This is a genomic window from Mycolicibacterium psychrotolerans, from assembly GCF_010729305.1.
GTDB lineage: Bacteria > Actinomycetota > Actinomycetes > Mycobacteriales > Mycobacteriaceae > Mycobacterium > Mycobacterium psychrotolerans.
This window is the reverse complement of sequence record NZ_AP022574.1, coordinates 1,321,469-1,338,616: the sequence shown is the minus strand read 5'-3', so window position 1 is coordinate 1,338,616 and position 17,148 is coordinate 1,321,469. Positions and strand designations below refer to the sequence as shown.

Annotated in this window: 18 protein-coding genes, 1 tRNA gene and 1 pseudogene; 14 read left to right on the top strand and 6 right to left on the bottom strand. The window is 69.2% G+C overall.

What is annotated here, in order from left to right; translation table 11 throughout:
* Positions 1-62: 62 nt before the first annotated feature.
* From arsA to G6N45_RS06550, 12 genes are all read left to right on the top strand, one after another.
* Positions 63-1,832 carry an arsenical pump-driving ATPase gene (gene arsA, locus G6N45_RS06605; RefSeq protein ID WP_163720996.1) on the top strand — a complete coding sequence of 590 codons (1,770 nt, stop codon included), beginning with the start codon at positions 63-65 and terminating at the stop codon, positions 1,830-1,832.
* Positions 1,829-2,941, top strand: coding sequence for an ArsO family NAD(P)H-dependent flavin-containing monooxygenase (locus G6N45_RS06600; RefSeq protein ID WP_163720994.1), 1,113 nt, complete (start codon positions 1,829-1,831; stop codon positions 2,939-2,941). Before arsA ends, G6N45_RS06600 begins: the two co-directional genes overlap by 4 nt.
* A 129-nt stretch (positions 2,942-3,070) precedes the next feature.
* Positions 3,071-3,517, top strand: a complete 447-nt coding sequence (locus G6N45_RS06595) for a hypothetical protein (protein ID WP_163720992.1) — start codon at positions 3,071-3,073, stop codon at positions 3,515-3,517.
* Positions 3,514-4,479, top strand: a complete 966-nt coding sequence (locus G6N45_RS06590) for a hypothetical protein (protein ID WP_163720990.1) — start codon at positions 3,514-3,516, stop codon at positions 4,477-4,479. The genes G6N45_RS06595 and G6N45_RS06590 overlap by 4 nt, the downstream gene beginning before the upstream one ends.
* Entirely contained in the window at positions 4,466-5,887 is a 1,422-nt protein-coding gene (locus G6N45_RS06585; RefSeq protein ID WP_246228908.1) for a V-type ATPase 116kDa subunit family protein, read from the top strand. Before G6N45_RS06590 ends, G6N45_RS06585 begins: the two co-directional genes overlap by 14 nt.
* Complete coding sequence (locus G6N45_RS06580) at positions 5,884-6,315, top strand: ATP synthase subunit C (RefSeq protein WP_163720988.1); 432 nt, start codon at positions 5,884-5,886, stop codon at positions 6,313-6,315. Before G6N45_RS06585 ends, G6N45_RS06580 begins: the two co-directional genes overlap by 4 nt.
* A gap of 5 nt (positions 6,316-6,320) precedes the next feature.
* Complete coding sequence (locus tag G6N45_RS06575; protein WP_197746870.1) at positions 6,321-6,542, top strand: V-type ATP synthase subunit F; 222 nt, start codon at positions 6,321-6,323, stop codon at positions 6,540-6,542.
* Between the two features lie 11 nt (positions 6,543-6,553).
* The gene (locus tag G6N45_RS06570; RefSeq protein ID WP_163720984.1) at positions 6,554-7,066 is read left to right on the top strand and encodes a V-type ATP synthase subunit E family protein; all 513 of its coding nucleotides are present in this window, start codon (positions 6,554-6,556) and stop codon (positions 7,064-7,066) included.
* Positions 7,063-8,778: a V-type ATP synthase subunit A gene (locus G6N45_RS06565; RefSeq protein ID WP_246228907.1), complete on the top strand. Its 1,716-nt coding sequence runs from the start codon at positions 7,063-7,065 to the stop codon at positions 8,776-8,778. Before G6N45_RS06570 ends, G6N45_RS06565 begins: the two co-directional genes overlap by 4 nt.
* The gene (locus G6N45_RS06560) at positions 8,775-10,190 is read left to right on the top strand and encodes a V-type ATP synthase subunit B (RefSeq protein WP_163720982.1); all 1,416 of its coding nucleotides are present in this window, start codon (positions 8,775-8,777) and stop codon (positions 10,188-10,190) included. The genes G6N45_RS06565 and G6N45_RS06560 overlap by 4 nt, the downstream gene beginning before the upstream one ends.
* Before the next feature lie 5 nt (positions 10,191-10,195).
* The gene (locus G6N45_RS06555; RefSeq protein WP_163720980.1) at positions 10,196-10,846 is read left to right on the top strand and encodes a V-type ATP synthase subunit D; all 651 of its coding nucleotides are present in this window, start codon (positions 10,196-10,198) and stop codon (positions 10,844-10,846) included.
* An 8-nt stretch (positions 10,847-10,854) separates the two neighbouring features.
* Entirely contained in the window at positions 10,855-11,295 is a 441-nt protein-coding gene (locus G6N45_RS06550) for a universal stress protein (protein ID WP_163720978.1), read from the top strand.
* 206 nt (positions 11,296-11,501) lie between these two features.
* Here the strand turns inward: G6N45_RS06550 and G6N45_RS06545 are convergent.
* Positions 11,502-11,592: transfer RNA gene (locus G6N45_RS06545), tRNA-Ser, on the bottom strand.
* Between the two features lie 346 nt (positions 11,593-11,938).
* Between G6N45_RS06545 and G6N45_RS06540 the strand changes: the two are divergent.
* A pseudogene (locus tag G6N45_RS06540) lies at positions 11,939-13,092 on the top strand (IS30 family transposase).
* Positions 13,093-13,149: 57 nt separating this feature from the next.
* Here G6N45_RS06540 and G6N45_RS06535 read toward each other — a convergent pair.
* Both G6N45_RS06535 and G6N45_RS06530 read right to left on the bottom strand, forming a co-directional pair.
* On the bottom strand, positions 13,150-13,599 hold the full coding sequence (locus G6N45_RS06535; RefSeq protein WP_163720977.1) for a nucleoside deaminase: 450 nt from the start codon (positions 13,597-13,599) through the stop codon (positions 13,150-13,152).
* Positions 13,596-14,120: a tRNA adenosine deaminase-associated protein gene (locus tag G6N45_RS06530; RefSeq protein ID WP_163720975.1), complete on the bottom strand. Its 525-nt coding sequence runs from the start codon at positions 14,118-14,120 to the stop codon at positions 13,596-13,598. The genes G6N45_RS06535 and G6N45_RS06530 overlap by 4 nt, the downstream gene beginning before the upstream one ends.
* Before the next feature lie 59 nt (positions 14,121-14,179).
* On the opposite strand from G6N45_RS06530, the gene G6N45_RS06525 reads away from it, so the two are divergent.
* Positions 14,180-15,139 (top strand): prephenate dehydrogenase, encoded by a 960-nt coding sequence (locus G6N45_RS06525; RefSeq protein ID WP_163720973.1) that lies wholly within the window; start codon positions 14,180-14,182, stop codon positions 15,137-15,139.
* Here the strand turns inward: G6N45_RS06525 and G6N45_RS06520 are convergent.
* From G6N45_RS06520 to G6N45_RS06510, 3 genes are read right to left on the bottom strand one after another with little or no spacing between them, the layout of a single operon-like run.
* Positions 15,102-15,698: a putative glycolipid-binding domain-containing protein gene (locus G6N45_RS06520; protein ID WP_163720971.1), complete on the bottom strand. Its 597-nt coding sequence runs from the start codon at positions 15,696-15,698 to the stop codon at positions 15,102-15,104. The two genes, G6N45_RS06525 and G6N45_RS06520, sit on opposite strands and share 38 nt — an antisense overlap.
* Complete coding sequence (locus G6N45_RS06515; protein ID WP_163720969.1) at positions 15,695-16,471, bottom strand: ABC transporter permease; 777 nt, start codon at positions 16,469-16,471, stop codon at positions 15,695-15,697. Before G6N45_RS06515 ends, G6N45_RS06520 begins: the two co-directional genes overlap by 4 nt.
* Positions 16,468-17,148, bottom strand: coding sequence for an ABC transporter permease (locus tag G6N45_RS06510; protein ID WP_057149539.1), 681 nt, complete (start codon positions 17,146-17,148; stop codon positions 16,468-16,470). Before G6N45_RS06510 ends, G6N45_RS06515 begins: the two co-directional genes overlap by 4 nt.

Sequence of the window (17,148 nt, the reverse complement as noted above, 5' to 3'; positions counted from 1 at the left end):
CACCGCAGACCGCGGCGCGCCGTTGCCGCGCTGCCACCACTAACCAGAGGACCCGCACCCCGATGAAGTTCCTTGACCATCCGCCGCGCTTTCTGTTCTTCACCGGCAAGGGCGGGGTGGGCAAGACCTCCATCGCGTGTGCCACCGCGATCACGCTGGCGGGCCAGGGCAGGTCGGTGCTGTTGGTCAGCACCGACCCGGCCTCCAACGTCGGCCAGGTTTTCGGGCTGACGATCGGTAACGCCATCACCGCGATCCCCGCGGTGGCCGGGCTGTCGGCGTTGGAGATCGACCCCGACCAGGCCGCCGAGGCCTATCGGGAACGCATCGTCGGGCCCGTGCGCGGGCTGCTGCCCAAGGCGGAGGTGGCTTCGATCACCGAGCAGCTCTCCGGGTCCTGCACCACCGAGATCGCCTCGTTCAACGAGTTCACCGAACTGCTCACCGACTCCGAGGGCCAGATCGGGCGGTTCGACCACGTCCTGTTCGACACCGCCCCGACCGGACACACCATCCGGCTGTTGCAACTGCCCGGCTCATGGACGGACTTCCTCAACGCCGGAAAGGGCGACGCCTCCTGTCTGGGGCCGTTGGCGGGCCTCGAGAAGCAGCGCGCCGTCTACGCCGCCGCGGTGGAGGCGCTGGGCGACCCGGCGCGCACCCGCCTGGTCCTGGTGGCCCGCGCCCAGACCTCGACGCTGGCCGAGATCACCCGCACCCAACGCGAACTCGCCGCGATCGGCCTCAACCACCAGTACGTCGTGATCAACGGAGTGCTGTCCGCCCCCGCCGACACCGACGATCCGCTCGCTTCGGCGATCTATCGGCGTGAGCAGCAGGCGATCGCTGCCTTGCCCGAGGAATTACGGGCACTGCCGCTGGATCAGGTGGACCTCAAGGCCACCAATATTGTCGGCATCGACGCCCTGGCAACACTGTTCACCCCCGACCCCACCACCGGCCAGCCAGAGGAGCCCCCGGTCGAGGTGCCCGACGCGCCGCTGGCCGCGCTGGTCGACCAGATCGCCGCCGGCGACAAGGGATTGATCATGTGCATGGGCAAGGGTGGGGTGGGCAAGACCACCATCGCCGCTGCTGTCGCCGTGGCGCTGGCCGAACGCGGCCACCCGGTGCACCTAACGACCACCGACCCGGCCGGACATCTCACCGACACGCTGCACGGGACCCTGGACAACCTGACCGTGTCGAGTATCGACCCCGTCGAGGCCACCCGCGTCTACCGCGAGCATGTGCTGGCCACCAAAGGCGCGGACCTTGACGAGCAGGGCCGGCTGCTGCTGGCCGAGGATCTGCGCTCACCGTGCACTGAGGAAGTCGCTGTCTTCCAAGCCTTCTCGAAGGTCATCGCCGAGTCGCGGCGCCATTTCGTCGTGGTGGACACCGCACCGACCGGACACACCTTGCTGCTGCTGGACGCCACCGGCTCGTATCACCGTGAAGTCGCCCGCCAACTCGGTGACCGCCACTTCACCACACCGCTGATGCGGCTGCAGGACCCCGAACTCACCAAGGTCATCATCGTCACCCTCGCCGAAACCACGCCGGTCCTAGAGGCCGCCGGCCTCAGCAGCGAGCTCGAAAGAGCACAGATCCACCCCTGGGCCTGGGTGATCAACAACTCTCTGGCCGCCGCCGAGCCCACCTCACCGCTGCTGCGGCGCCGCGCAGCCGCTGAAATTGCCCAAATCGCCACAGTACGCAACGATTTCGCCGACCGGATCGCAGTCGTCCCACTACTCGCTGTCGAACCCGTCGGCATCCCCGCGCTCCAGGCACTCGCCGACGCCCGCGACACCGCCGTCAATAGGTGAACATTGACGTCGTCGACGTCGTAGTCATCGGCGGCGGCCAGGCAGGCCTTGCCGCGGGCTACTACCTGCGCCGGGCGGGGCACCGCTTCGTCATCCTCGACGACCAGCCCGTGGCGGGAGGCGCCTGGCCGCACACCTGGGCATCGCTGACCCTGTTCTCCCCGGCGCAGTACTCCTCCCTGCCGGGATGGCCCATGCCCAACTGGCCCAACGGATTTCCCCCCGCCCGGCACGTAGTCGATTACCTGAGCGCCTACGAGCAGCGCTATGAACTCCCGGTACGCCGGCCCGTCCATGTCCGCGAGGTCATCCGCGCCGGCGACCACCTCCAGGTGTCGACCTCGGCCGGCCAGTGGCGGGCACGGGCCGTGATCAGCGCGACCGGCACCTGGCATCAACCCTTCTGGCCGATCTACCCCGGCGCACGCACCTTCCGCGGACAGCAATTACACACCGTGCACTACCGCGACGCCGCCCCCTTCGCGGGCAAGCACGTCGTGGTGGTCGGCGGCGGCAACTCCGCAGCGCAACTGCTCGCCGAGATCTCCGAAACCACCACCACCACCTGGGTCACCCATACCCCGCCGCGGTTCCTGCCCGACGATGTCGACGGCCGGGCGCTCTTCGATATCGCCACCCGCCGTGCCGCCGACCTCGCCGCAGGGCGCCCCGACACCGGCGGCATCGCCAGCCTCGGCGACATCGTGATGGTTCCCCCCGTGCTGGCTGCCCAGGAACGCGGCGTGCTGCATGCCCTGGCGATGTTCGAGGGATTGGCCACCGACGGCGTCTACTGGACAGACCGCGAACAACACGCCGACGTCATCGTGTGGGCGACCGGCTTCCGCCCGGCCCTGGCCCACCTGCGCCCGATGCACCTGCGCGAGCCCGACGGCACCATCGCCGTCGACGGCACCCGAGCCGTCAAGGAACCAGCCCTGCACCTGCTCGGCTACGGCGACTGGACCGGTCCGGGCTCGGCGACCCTCATCGGGGTCGGGCGCACAGCCCGTGCCGCTGTCGATGAACTTTTTCCCCACAATCGAGCACTCGAGCAAACAAGCAACGCCGATCAGGTCGCCGGGCCCCGAACCCGGCCGAATGGTTAGGCACACAGCCATCAACTGTGCTCGGAATTGCCTGATCCCGGACTTCCTTGATCGTCCCGTGCACGCCGGTCTTCTGGCACCCGGCGGTTTAGGATGGGCCCAGGGCGAGCGCCCCCGGGGGGAGGGTCTGTGCCGAGGTCGCGAGACATACTTCAGCGCTTCCGGACTGCCGGTACGCCCGGGGCGGCCACGGCGACCGGTGTCCCGGCCGACCGGGTGGCCGAACTGGCGGCCGAGCTCGAGCCGGTGCTCGCACGGCTCGTCGCGGTGCGCGAAGAAGCCTCGCGGATCCGGACCGAGGCGCGACATGAAGCCGAGCGACGGCGCCAGGCGGCGGCGGAGCAGGCGGCGGCTCTTGTCGCTGCCGCCCACCGGCAGGCGGCGGCGGAGCGCGCAGACGCCGCCATTCGCCTCACCCGGCATGCCGAGGAGGAGACCGCGGCGACTCTGGCGGCTGCCGAGCTCGAAGCCGCGGCGGTGAGCCGCCGTGCCACCGAGATGATGCCGTCCTACCTCGAACGCGTGGTGTCGGCGACAAGGGCCGCGTTGGACACCGCAGAGGAGCACGCTTCGTGAGCTCACCCTGGGTTGCGGGCGTGGTCCGCGCCAAGGCACTGGCCAGGCGACGTTTGGGCCCAGCCGGGGCGCGTGCGGTGGCGACGTCGCCTGGGCTCACCCAGGCCCTGACCGCGCTGGCATCGTCGGCCTACGGCCACGATGTGCGCCCCGGTCAGAGTTTGGGTGCCGCTCAGCACGCGGTGGGCGCGTCATTGCTGTGGAACATGAGGGTGCTGGCAGGGTGGCTGCCCCGCGGGCATGCGGACGTCGTGCGCCTCTTCGCGGCGGGTTTCGAGGTGGCCAATATCGACGAACACCTTGCGGCGCTGCACCACTCGTCGACACCGTCCGGCGAACCCGCAGCTTCGCCGTACACGCTCGGGACGCTCGACACCTCATGGTCGCGGCTGTCGTCGACGACCACACTAACCGGGATCGTGGAGGTGCTCGAAACCTCGCGATGGCGGTTGCGTGGCTTTACGACACCGCGCGAGATCCATCTCGGACTTCGGCTCGCCTGGGCCGATGCCGTGGTCGCGGCGGGAGTGCCCGAAGCAGCGGGGTGGGCCAGGGCCGGCGCGGCGCTGCTCGTGCTCAAGGAGGTGGTCCTCGAGGGACGACCACTTGTCGGGCCGCTCGCGCTGCGCGCGTCCTACGTGCTGGGACCGACCTTCGCCGGTGCGTTGTCCGGGCGCCCGGTTGACCTGGCCGCAGTGCGGGCCAATCTTCCCTCCGGTGCCAGGTGGGTGCTCGACGGCATCGATCAGATCGAGGACCTCTGGCGCGGGGAAGCCGCGTGGTGGCATCGGGTCGAGCGGGACGGTTTCGCGTTGCTGCGCGGCTCTGCCTACGACCGGGGACCGGTGATCGGCGCGCTAGCCGTGTTGGCTGTGGACGCCTGGCGGGTTCGTGCCGCGCTGGAGACAGCCGCGCGTGGCGGCACCGGACCGACGCTGGAGGCATTCGATGGGGTGGCGTGAGGTCGCCGCGCCGGTGCGGATGCAGCGAGTGGCTGTGGTCTGCCCGAAGGTGGTGCTGCGCGACATGCTCGTGCACGTGGCGGACGCCGGCGTCGTCGAGATCGACCGCGCCACCTCGGACGCAAGCCCGGATGAGTCACCGGATTCATGTTTGCGAGCAGCCGCACCTGACCTCGGTGACCTTGAGCGCGACGGCCGAGGTGATCTGCTCGCGGGCGAGGTTGAACTCAGGTCGTACGCTGACAGCGCCGTCGTCCGTGACGAGGTCGCCGCTCTCGCCGGCTGGGTTCCGACGACGGAGTTAACTGCACTGACCAGCCGCCTCAGCGATGTCGGGGCCGGCGTTGTGCCGATCACGGCACCGCGCGGAGTGGACCCCCCGACGTTGTTGCACCGTGGAAAGGACTTGCGGCGCTCGTTCACGGCGCTGGTCGAGACGTACGGGACCGTGCCGTACGCCGACGTCGACCCCAGCGCGCTGGCCGGTATCGCCTACGTGCTGATGTTCGGAATGATGTTCGGGGATGCCGGCCACGGTGCCCTGCTCGTCATTCTCGGATTCCTGATGCGAGCCGGCAGACCACGTGTGCTGGCCCGGTTCCACAAGGCCTGGCCGTTTGTCGCTGGGTCCGGCCTGGCCGCGATCGTGTTCGGGCTGCTCTATGGAGAGTTCTTCGGCCCCACCGGAGTCGTTCCGGTGCTTTGGCTGGCCCCACTGGACCAACCAGTCACGTTGATGGCCGTCGCGTTGGGTGTGGGCGCGGTGTTTCTCGCCGGTGCCCAGATCGTCGGCACAGTCAACCGCTGGCGCGAGGGAGGGTGGCCGCTGGCACTGAGTGCCCCCTCCGGCGTCGCCGGCGGGGCCCTGCTCGCCGGACTGGGCCTCATCGTGCTGGGCGCGAACGGCGGACTTGGATGGCTCATTGTGGTCGGCGCCCTCGTCATGGCGGGCGGTGTAGGCCTGGCGTACATCGGTTTCCTGGCTGCCGCCGGCCGAGGCGCCGCCGGTGTCACCCAAGCCTCCGTCGAAGTCTTCGACGCCGTGATACGGGTCGGCGCCAACCTGGTGTCCTTCACGCGCCTGGCCGCATTCGGCCTCACCCACGCCGCACTCGGCAAGATCGTGTGGGACGGAACCACCGAGCTGTGGCGCTCGGGTGGCATCCTGATGGCCGCCGCTGTCATCGTCTTCGTCGTCGGGAACGTACTCGCCTTCGCCCTCGAGGCCCTCGTTGCCGGGGTGCAGGCACTTCGCCTGGAGTACTACGAGCTGTTCTCCCGGATCTTCGCCGGACAGGGCAGACCGTTTAGGCCCTGGTACGTCCCCACTGAGCGCACCGGCACCGGTGAACTCCAGTCCACCGTCAGCTCGACACCAATCGGCGCCAACCTCGGGAGAAAACCATGATGATCTGGATTCTTGCACTGCCCGTGCTGATCGCCGCGTTCGCCGCGACCCGGCAGCTGCTGAGGCGTCGCGGGCGGAGTGCCGTGCGAATCCTCGTCGGCCTCAATGCCGGCGTGTTCGTCGTCGCGCTCGCGGCGCTCGCTCTTATCGCTACCGCCGGCACCGGAGTGGCCGACGTGACCACGACCGTGGCGCAAGGCGGCGGGTCCGGGTCCTCGTCGTCGGCCGCGCTGCTCGGCGCGGCCATCGCCGTGGCGGGCTCCTCCCTTGGGGCTGCATTCGCGGTGGCCTACACCGGTGCCGCGGCGCTGGCGGCGATGAGTGAGCGGCCGGAGTTGTTCGGCCGCGCAATGGTCATCGTCGGGCTGGCCGAGGGAATTGCGATCTACGGCCTCATCGTCGCCATCATCCTGATCGGCAAAGGATGAGCGATGTGGGAAGTGTCGCGGTCATCGGCGAGGAAACCGCGGTATCCGGGTTCGCGCTCGCCGGCGCCCTCGTCCTGCCCGCCGAGGGTGAGGATGCGGTTCACCGCGCCTGGAGCAACCTGCCCGACGACATTCAGGTTGTCATCGTCACAGCGCAGGCGGCTCGTCAACTGGGCGATGCCCGCACCGCGAAGCTGCTCCCATTCACCGTGGTCATCCCGTCGTAATCGCTGGTCAGATGCCTGAACTAGCCGATCCGCTCGCCCCGGTCCGAGAGGAGTTGTTGGCACGGGCGCGAGCGGAGGCCCAGCGCCTTCTCGCGCAGACCGATGCCGACGCCGAGGCGACCCTGGCGGCGGCACAGAGCGAAGCCGACGCCATCCGCGACGCGGCCCGCGCAGAGGGCGAGTCCAACGCCGCGGCAGTGCTCGCGGTGGAGCGTTCCCGGGCTCGACGCCAGGCCCGAGCGGTCGTACTGGCCGCACAACGGAAGGCCTACGACGAGCTGCGGTCCCGGGTGGTGCAGGCCCTGCCCGCCCTTCGGGACGACCCCGCCTACCGACCGTGGCGGGATCGCCTCGCCGCCCACGCCCGAACGGTACTCGGAGCCGATGCCGTGCTGAGCGAACCCCCCGAAGGTGGTGTGCTCGGCGAGGCGAACGGCCGGCGAGCGCGATACACCCTGGCGTTACTCGCCGACCACGTGATCGACACGATGGGCGCGGACGTCGAAGGACTGTGGTCGTCGTGAGCGCACAGGTGTCCCGGGTATCGGGCTCATTGGTCGAGCTCGAGGGTCTGCCCGGCGTGGCGATGTATGACGTGGTGCTGCTGGGTGAGCAGCAGCTGCCGGGAGAAGTCGTGGCCATCACCGATCGACGGATCACCGTCCAGGCGTATGAGGACACCGGCGGCCTGGCCCCGGGTGCCCGGGTCGTTTCCCGCGGCGCACCACTTTCGGCGGAACTGGGCCCGGGGCTTTTGGGCGCGGTGTTCGACGGCCTGCTGCGCCCGCTGTCCGATGCCGGAACCTGGCTGGTTCCAGGCGCGGCACGACAGGGTGGCAACGACCGACGCTGGCACTTCACCCCCTTTGTCGCCGAAGGCGCCGTCGTGTCCGAGGGTGATGAGCTGGGATCGGTCGGCGGCGAGACGTCGTTGCCACTGCGGATCCTGGTCCCCGCCGGCACGGCCGGTGTGGTGGAGCACATCGCGTCGGCAGGCAGCTGTGCCGCGGACGCGGTGGCCGCCACGGTTGCCGGGGTCGACGTCCGGCTCACCAGCGTGTGGCCGGTGCGGCGTCCGCGGCCCTACCGGGAACGCCTCAACGCTGCGGAGGGCCTGCACACCGGGCAGCGGGTCCTCGACCTGCTGTACCCGGTGGCCCGTGGCAGCAGCGCGGCGGTGCCGGGCGGCTTCGGTAACGGGAAAACAATGCTGTTGCAGCAGATCGCCAAGTGGTGCGACGCCGATGTGATCGTCTACGTCGGGTGCGGCGAGCGCGGCAACGAGATGGCCGATGTGGTGGATGAGCTCAGCGCGCTTGAGGATCCTCGCACCGGCGAACCGCTCAGTCGCCGCACGGTGATCATCGCAAACACCTCGAACATGCCCATGATGGCGCGTGAGGCCAGCATCTATACCGGTGTCACCGTTGCAGAGTACTTCCGGGACATGGGATATCACGTCGTGCTCATTGCGGACTCGACCTCGCGCTGGGCGGAGGCGCTGCGGGAGTTCGCGTCCCGGACTGGGGCCTTGCCGGCGGAGGAGGGCTATCCCGCGAGTCTTGCGTCGGAGATGGCGGCCTTCTACGAACGGGCCGGGCATGTGGTCACTCTCGGTGGGCGACGAGGGTCGGTCACCATCATCGGTGCGGTCTCGCCCCCGGGCGGGGACATGACCGAACCGGTGACCGCGCACACGCAGCGGTTCGTCCGATCGGTGTGGATGCTCGACCGGGACCTGGCCTACGCGCGGCATTATCCGGCCGTTGCGTGGTCGGGATCGTTCTCCCGCGACGCCGACGCGCTGGGCGCGTGGCACACGCGGCAGGGAGATCCGGCATGGACTCACCGCCGAGAGCGGGTCAGCGCGTTGCTCTCAGACGCCGATCGGCTCGGCGCCCTCGCCGATCTGGTCGGCATCGGAGCGATGCCCGGTGCCGAGCGCGTGGTCATGCTGGCCGGACGGCTGTTGCGTGAGGCGGTGCTGCAGCAGAGTGCGCTCAGCCCCAATGACGTCTTCTGTTCCGCGGCCAAGGGCGCGGCGCTGCTCGAGGCCGTCCTCGCGGTCATCGACCGATGTGACGCGCTCATCGACTCTGGAGTGCCCGCCGCGACGATCGAGGAGACAGACTTCGGCAGCCTGTTGCGCGCTGCGCAGGAAACCGGGCCCGAGGACTTCCAGGGGGTCCAGAAGCATCTGGAGGCCATGCTGACTCGACTCGGGACGCTGTCATGAGCACGAGTCCCATCGGGCCGGTCGCGACGTTTGGCGCGCTCGAGTACACCGATGTGGCCGAGTTGCGAGGGCCGCTGCTCGTTGTCCGGGGCGTGTCGGGCGTGGGCTGGGACGAGTCCGCGCGCATCGAACTGGGTTCGGGTGAGGTGCGCAACGGTCTCGTCCTCGAGGTCGACCGCGACCTGGCGGTCGTCCAGATGCTCGAGGGAACCGAGGGTATCCGCCCAGGCGACACCCGTGTCCGCTTCGCCGGGGAGTCCCTACACATCCCGGTGGGACCCGGCTGGCTCGGACGGGTCTGCAACGGAAGGGGAGAACCCGTCGACGCGGGGCCACCGATCTTCGGTGTGCGGCGGGCTGCTGTCTCGGGTTTCCCGCTCAACCCCATGCACCGCGAACCGCCCGCTGAGCCGGTCATCACCGGGGTCTCGGCCATCGACGCGCTGACCACCGTGGTGCGGGGACAGAAGCTCCCGGTGTTCTCCATTGCCGGGCTACCGCATCTCGAGCTCGCGACTCAGGTGGCCGCGCAGGCCACCGCGGGTGATGCGCCGTTCTCGGTCGTCTTCGCGGGCATGGGCCTGACCCACCTCGACACGGCCGCTGTGCGGGACGCCCTTGAGGCGCGCTCAGCCGCAGAGGAGTTGGTGCTGCTGCTCAACACGGCTGACGACCCGGTGGTCGAACGGATTCTGACCCCCCGGCTCGCGCTCACGGTCGCCGAGTACCTCGCATTCGACCTGGGCCGGCACGTGCTCGTCGTGATGGCCGACATGACCTCCTACGCGGAGGCGCTGCGGGAGGTGTCCGCGGCAAGAGGTGAGATACCCGGCCGCCGGGCGTATCCGGGCTACCTGTTCAGCGACCTCGCCTCGCTCTACGAGCGGTGCGGCCGTATCCGCGGCGTGCCCGGGTCGGTCACCGTGCTTCCCGTGTTGACCATGCCCGCCGGGGACATCACCCATCCGGTTCCAGACCTCACCGGATACATCACCGAAGGCCAGATCGTGCTCTCGGCCACCATGCAGGACGCCGGCATCTACCCGCCCGTCGAGCCACTGAACTCCCTGTCCAGACTCATGCGAAAGGGTGCCGGACCGGGACGGACGCGCGAGGACCACCTCGATGTGGCCGCCCAGGTCCTGGCCTCGCTGGCCCGGGCCCGGCAAGCACGTGAGCTCGCCGAGTTGGTGGGCGAGGACGCACTCAGCGCCACCGACGGCGCGTATCTCGCCTTCGAGCAAGCGGTGAAGCAGCGGCTGCTCAACCAGCGCCGCGACGAGGCACGGACACTCGACGACACACTTGACCGCGCCTGGCAGGCGCTGCGTGTGCTGCCACGTCAAGAGCTCACGATGCTTCCCAACGCTGTGCTCGACGCCCGGTACGCCGATCCTTCCGCGGGGCGATAGACGCCATGGCCGGTATCTTGCACGCACCGCCTGGACGCGCCGGTCGACTGTGGCTCCAACATCGGCTCTCCACCGCGCAACGTGGCGCAGATCTGCTCGACCAGAAGCTGCGTATTCTCCGTGCCGAGCGGGAACGTCTGACGTTGCAACGAGACCGGACGGCCACCGCGTGGGAAGCGGCAAGCCGCGAAGCCGATGCCTGGCTGTTGCGCGGCGTTCTTCTCGGTGGCGAACAGTCGCTCCGGCTCGCCGCCGCGCCGTTGCCCGCTGAGGTCCGCATCATCTGGGAGCAGTCGATGGGCGTGCGCTATCCGGCCGAGGCGACCTGCACCATGCCGGAGCCCTCGTTGGACGCGCCGCCCGCCGGCAACGCCGCCCTGGTCGCCGCGCGCGACTGCTATCGGCGAGCGTTGCAGCTCGCAGTCGAGCAAGCAGCTAACGAGACTGCCGTCCGTGTCCTCGAGGCGCAGGAGACGGCCACTCGACGTCGGCTCCGGGCCATCGAGGACCGGTGGATACCCCGCCTGCAGGAGGCCCTCGCGGAACTGCAGTTCAAGCTCGAAGAAGAAGAACACACCGACGGAGTGCGATTGCGCTGGGCTGCGGGCAATCCGACCGGCGCACAGCGGGACGGTCGTAGAGAAGGAAGACCATGACAGCGCCTGTGTTCGACAAGATCCTGGTCGCGGTCGACGACTCACCGGCCGCATTGGCGGCGGGACACGCCGCAGTCCACCTCGCAGCCCGCACCGGCGCACGCCTTCGCTTCGTACACGTCACGGGTGACGGCGAACTCGTCCGCGCTCTGAGAAGGATGGGACGCGACAGCGAGCTGTCGACCAGACGCAGCAAGGCGGCGGCAGCGTTAATGGCCCATGTCGGAGCCGAGGCCGAACGCGCCGACGTCATAGCCGAGACAACCGTCCTCGAAGGTGACCCGGCCGCATTGGTGCTAGCGGAAGCAACTAATTGGGATGCCGACCTCATCGTCATGGGCCGACCAGACCTAAGGGGACCCGGTCACCACCCCTTCGTCGGCACGGTCACACGCAAGGTTCTCGAACTGGCCGAGATCCCCGTAATGGTCGTCCCGCGCCCGGCATGACATTCTGTCGCGGCCTGCCGGCCGATGGCAGGAAGCGCTGCCGGCCACTGCCGACAGAGTTCGGCGCGCCACGCTTCGTACGCCACATGGCCAAACTAGCGTCGGAGTGTGACGAGATGTGGGCAGATTGTGGGCAGAGAGCATCAGCGCATGGCTTCATGGTGAAGCGAAAACCGCCCTTACCTGCTGTGACAGGAGGGCGGTCTTGGCGGTGGCGGAGGGATTTGAACCCTCGGACGGGGGTTACCCGTCACACGCTTTCGAGGCGTGCTCCTTAGGCCGCTCGGACACGCCACCGTGTGGCAGCTTACCGAGCGACGGCTCAGGTCCCAAACCGGCTCTGGTGTGCGCTCAGGGCGAGATGTCGCGCCTCAGACTCAATCGGTCGTTGCAGCACCTGATTCGTAAGGGGTGTTGTTCGATGGGGTTTCGCAAGCAGGGCAGCAAAGAGGTGCCCGGGCCGGCACGCGAGGTGTTTCTGGAGGCGTTGAGGTCGGGGTTGTCGCAGTCGGCGGCGGCGACGGTGGCCGGGGTGTCCCATCAGACGGGCTGTCAGTGGGCCGGTGCCGCCGGGATCGCTGCCGATAACCGGCATCACGGGCTGCGGTATTCGGCGGCGGCGCGCGCGGTGTTCTGGGCGGCGATGCATTCCGGGGGATCGACAACTGAGGCGGCCCTGCTGGCCGGCGTGTCGGAGAACGCCGCGCTGCGCTGGGTCAAACAGGCTGGGTACGTGCCCAGAACCCCCGTGCTTGCCGTGGTCGAACCCGACCGATCGCAGCGCCCGCGCGCGCCGTTGGCGTTCACCGAACGCTGCCGGCTCGAGGAGTTGCTCGAGACCGGTTACACCCCCGAACGGGCGGCCGGGCTGCTGCAGCGTCATCGCGACACGATCGGTCGCGAGCTCGTCCGCGGGGCGACCGGCTCGGGGTATCGGGCCCGGGTCGGCCAGGACGTCGCCGAGCAGAAACGCACACGACCCAAACCACGGCGGCTGGAGTCGCGGCCTGCGTTATTGGCAGAGGTTCTGCAAGGCTTGGAGCACAAGCACAGCCCCGAGCAGATCGCGGGCCGGCTGCGCCAGGACTTCCCCGACGATCCGGAGATGTGGGTGTCACACGAAACGATCTACCAAGCCCTCTACGTCCAACCCCGCGGCGAGTTGGCCCGGCTGGTCAAGACCGCGCTGCGCACCGGTCGGGTGCGACGAAACCACACGGCCGCAACACCGCTGACGGCCGAGGCAAGATCCGCGACATGATCAACATCAGCGAGCGGCCCGCTGAGGCCGCCGACCGCGCGATCCCGGGCCACTGGGAGGGGGACCTGATCCTGGGCAGTACCGCCTCAGGCTCGGCGATCGGCACCCTGGTCGAGCGCACCACCGGCTTCGTGGTGCTGCTGCACCTGCCCGATGACCGCACCGCGGCCACCCTGGCCGAGGCGATGGCGGTCAAGATTCCCGACATTCCCGAGATCCTGCGCCGCTCGTTGACCTGGGATCAAGGCAGCGAAATGGCGCTACACACCAAGATCACCGAAGCCACCGGACTACCGATCTACTTCTGTGACCCGCACAGCCCCTGGCAGCGCGGCACCAATGAGAACACCAACGGACTGCTGCGCCAGTACTTCCCCAAAGGCACTGACCTGTCGTTTTACGGGCCCGGATGGCTTGACCAGGTCGCCGCCGAACTCAACGCGCGACCCCGCAAACGCCTCGGCTGGCGGACCCCCGCCGAAGAACTCGACCGACTACTCTCAGACCCGTCCACATTCGCTGCAGCGACCGCCTGAATTCAAGCGCCGGATCGCGATCTGAGCGCACCCCAGGGCGGCCCGAGGGCTGTCCGCTCAGCGCTGGCGCGCGAAGAACTCCTCCAGCGGCGCCGCGCACAGTTCGGCCAGCACTCCCCCGCGCACCTGCGGGCGGTGCGTCAAACGCCGATCGCGGACCACGTCCCACAGCGAGCCGACCGCGCCGGTCTTGGGTTCCCACGCGCCGAACACCACCCGTGCCACCCGGGCCATCACCAGCGCGCCTGCGCACATCGTGCACGGCTCCATCGTCACCGCCAGCGTCGCGCCCTCCAGCCGCCAGCCGTCGCCCAGCACCGAGGCGGCCGCACGCAGAGCCAACATCTCCGCGTGTGCGGTCGGGTCACCCAGTGCCTCGCGGGCGTTGGCCGCCCGCGCCAGCACGGTCCCGTCGGCGGCGACGACCACCGCACCGATCGGAACGTCACGGGGGCCCGCGGTGGCGGCCGCCTCCAGTGCGGCGCGGATCAGGTCCTCGTCGGTCACCGGCCCAATCGATCGAGCACCGCGGCCAACTCGTCGGCGAAGCCCATCTCCCGCGCGATCCGGCCGACCTGCTCGTCGGCGTAGAGGTCGTCGCTCTCGTCGAGGATCACGCCCAGCACCGCCTCGGGCAGCCCGATGTCGGACAGCACGGCCAGATCGCCTTCCTCGAACGGGTCGGCGCGCTCCAGCTCCTCCTCGTCGATGTCGGCGTCGAGCTTCTCGAGCACCTCGGCCGCGATGTCGTAGTCCAGCGCGGCGGTCGCGTCCGAGAGCAGCAGGCGCGTGCCCGACGGGGCAGGCCGGACGATCACGAAGAACTCGTCGTCGATATCCAGCAGCCCGAAAACCGCTCCGGCACTGCGCAGTTCACGCAGTTCCGTTTCGGCAGCGGACAGACTCGTCAGGGCGTCGGACCGCAAAGAGGTGCACCGCCACGCGCCGTCCTCGCGCACCACCGCCACCGCGAAGCCGTCCGGGACGTCGGCCGACCGCTCCTGAGCCTGTGCACGCTGCGCTGCCATGACAGGTAACCGTAGTCCCCTGTCAGGGCGTTGACCATGTCGTATGCCAACCTGAACGGGTGAGGAAGACACCGGTCTGCGTCGTCGGTCTCGGGTTGATCGGCGGCTCGCTGATGCGGGCGGCGCAGGCTGCCGGCCGCGACGTGTTCGGCTACAACCGTTCGGTCGAGGGCGTCGAGGCCGCCCGCTTCGACGGCTACGACGCGACCACCCGTCTCGACGAGGCGCTGACGAGGGCCGCCGAGACCGGCGCCCTGATCGTTCTGGCAGTGCCCGTGCCTGCCCTGCCGTTGATGTTGGCGCATGTCCGCGCCACCGCCCCGCACTGTTCGCTGACCGACGTGACCAGTGTCAAGGGCGCCGTGCTCGATGAGATCACCCGGGCCGGACTGCTCGACAGGTTCGTCGGGGGCCACCCGATGACGGGCACCGCGCACTCCGGCTGGACCGCAGGGGACGCGCACCTGTTCGTCGACGCCCCGTGGGTGGTCAGCGTCGACGACCATGTCGACCCGGAGGTCTGGACCGAGGTGACCGCGCTGGCGCTGGACTGCCACGCCGTCGTCGTCCCGGCACGCTCGGACGAACACGACCGGGCCGCGGCGACGATCTCGCACCTACCCCACCTGCTCGCCGAGGCCCTGGCCGCCACCGCCGGCCAGGTCCCGCTCGCGTTCCCGCTGGCGGCGGGATCCTTCCGCGACGGCACCCGGGTCGCGGGAACGGCGCCGAACCTGGTGCGCGCGATGTGCGAGGCCAACGCCGACGAACTGCTGCCCGTCCTCGACGAGAGCCTGCGCCTGCTCACCCACGCCCGCGATCAGCTCGCCCAGCACCGGTCGGTCGCCGAACTCGTCGAGGCGGGGCACGCCGCCCGGGTGCGCTACGACAACTTCAGCCGGCCCGAGATCGTCGGGATCGTCGTCGGCGCGCAGGGCTGGCGCGACGAACTGGCCGCCGCCGGCCGGGCCGGCGGGGTGATCAGATCCGCTCTGCCAAGCCGGGATAGTCGCGGATGAAGCCGTTCGCGTCGACCGTCACGGTGGTCTGCGCGACCGGTGAGTGCAGCTTGACGCCGGCCTCGGTGGCGACATAGCTGATGTGTGCCACGTCGACTGACAGGTCGGGCACCCGCAGGTAGACCACGGGCACCGTCACAGACTCGCCGCTGCCGGGCATCACCCCGGTGCGACGGATGGGCAGCGCGTTGAAGAACGGGCTGAAGATCACGTCGACGTCCAGTGCACCCTCGTAACCCGAGCGGCTGGTCTGCCCGGAGTGTTCCTGCACCAGCCACATGTTCTCCTCGTCACGGGCGATCGAGAGCTGCCGCTCGCGCTCGGCCAGCGTGACGGTCATCGACAACCGCTTGGTCGCGCCGGCCTCGTCGGTGACGAGGTCATAGGAGGCACTGAAGGCGGGATGGGCGTCGGTGGCGGCGGCCACCACGCAGCCGTAGGCCTTGATGCGGTTGCCCGAGAGCTGCACGCGTACCGACTCCATCTGCGTCGAGTCGGGGGCCCGCCACGTCAGCACAGCGGGAAAGGCACTCGTGTCAGAGCGATCGTCTTCACTCATGGCTCTACCGTAGGCGACGCGTTGCCCCGTTCGTGGCGGGCTCCCGAACTGGGCCGCGATTCGAGCGCCACTTCATCGGAGAGGAACGGCTGCGGCATCGACCGGCTGCCCCGCAGCCGCCCGCTGCCGGGCACCGACGCCCACACCGCGAAGGCCAGTGCCGCGTCGAGGATCAGCGCCAGCGCGGTCACCATCAGCGCGCCGACCAGGGCGATGTGAAACTCGCGCACCTTGATGCCGTCGATCAGATAGCGGCCCAGCCCGCCCAGGCTGGCATAGGCCGCCACGGTCGCCGTCGCGACGATCTGCAGCGTCGCGGTGCGCAATCCGCCCAGGATCAGCGGCATCGCGTTGGGTGTCTCCACCCGCAGCAGAATCCGCGATTCGGTCATGCCCATCGAGCGGGCCGCGTCGACCACCGACCGGTCGACGTTGGCGATACCGGCATACGTGCCTGCCAGCAGCGGCGGGATGCCGAGCAGCATCAGCGCCACGGTCGGCGGCACCAGTCCGAGTCCCCACAGCAGCACGCCGAGCAGCAGCACACCCAGCGTCGGAAGCGCCCGCAGCGCGTTGACGCCGGTGACGACGAGGAAGGTGCCGCGGCCGGTGTGCCCGATCAGCATCCCGATCGGGATCGCGATCAGCGCGGAGAACAGGGTCGCGACGGCGGTGTACTGCAGGTGTTCGAGAATGCGGGTGCCCAGCCCGGCCGGGCCGCCCCAGTTGGCCGCGGTGAAGATGAAGGACAGCGCCTGCTGCAGAAAGTTCACGCGGGCACCCCCTTCGACGCCGCCTTGGTCGACGCGGGCCCGCGTTGGGCCCTGGTCCATGGCGTGAGGGCCTTGCCCGCCAGCATGATCAGCGTGTCGATGACGATGGCCAGCACGAAGATCGCGATGATGCCTGCCACGATCTGGTCGCTCTTGTTGGACTGGTAACCCTCGGTGAACCAGGTGCCCAGACCGCCGATGCCGATCACCGAGCCCACCGACACCATCGAGATGTTGGTGACGGCCACCACCCGCAGGCTGGCGATGAGCACCGGAACAGCAAGTGGCAGCTCGACTTTGAGCATCCGGGTGAGCGGTTTGTAGCCGACGGCGGTGGCGGCGTCGAGCACCGCGGGCGACACCGCGTCGAGCGCCTCGGGGACAGCGCGCACGAGCAGCGCCACCGTGTAGAGCGTGAGCGCGACGATGACGTTGGCCTCGTCGAGGATCCGGGTGGGGATGATCAGCGGCAGAACCACGAACAGGGCCAGCGACGGAATGGTGAAGATGATGCTCGCCGTCACGGTGGTGAGGCGGCGCAGCGCCGTGGTGCGCTGCACGAGCGCGCCCAGCGGCACCGCGATCACCAACCCCAGCACGATCGGGATCAGCGAGAGCCTCAGGTGGATCACCGTCAGCGCCCACAGATCGTCGAGGTGGGTGAACAGATACCGCAT

What these genes read in the sequence shown, in the direction of transcription:
- arsA (WP_163720996.1), top strand. Translation starts at nt 63, where the DNA reads ATGAAGTTCCTTGACCATCCGCCGCGCTTTCTGTTCTTCACCGGCAAG.
- G6N45_RS06585 (WP_246228908.1), top strand. Translation starts at nt 4,466, where the DNA reads ATGGGGTGGCGTGAGGTCGCCGCGCCGGTGCGGATGCAGCGAGTGGCT.
- G6N45_RS06580 (WP_163720988.1), top strand. Translation starts at nt 5,884, where the DNA reads ATGATGATCTGGATTCTTGCACTGCCCGTGCTGATCGCCGCGTTCGCC.
- G6N45_RS06570 (WP_163720984.1), top strand. Translation starts at nt 6,554, where the DNA reads ATGCCTGAACTAGCCGATCCGCTCGCCCCGGTCCGAGAGGAGTTGTTG.
- G6N45_RS06560 (WP_163720982.1), top strand. Translation starts at nt 8,775, where the DNA reads ATGAGCACGAGTCCCATCGGGCCGGTCGCGACGTTTGGCGCGCTCGAG.
- G6N45_RS06555 (WP_163720980.1), top strand. Translation starts at nt 10,196, where the DNA reads ATGGCCGGTATCTTGCACGCACCGCCTGGACGCGCCGGTCGACTGTGG.
- G6N45_RS06530 (WP_163720975.1), bottom strand. Translation starts at nt 14,120, where the DNA reads ATGGCAGCGCAGCGTGCACAGGCTCAGGAGCGGTCGGCCGACGTCCCG.
- G6N45_RS06520 (WP_163720971.1), bottom strand. Translation starts at nt 15,698, where the DNA reads ATGAGTGAAGACGATCGCTCTGACACGAGTGCCTTTCCCGCTGTGCTG.
- G6N45_RS06510 (WP_057149539.1), bottom strand. Translation starts at nt 17,148, where the DNA reads ATGCGGTATCTGTTCACCCACCTCGACGATCTGTGGGCGCTGACGGTG.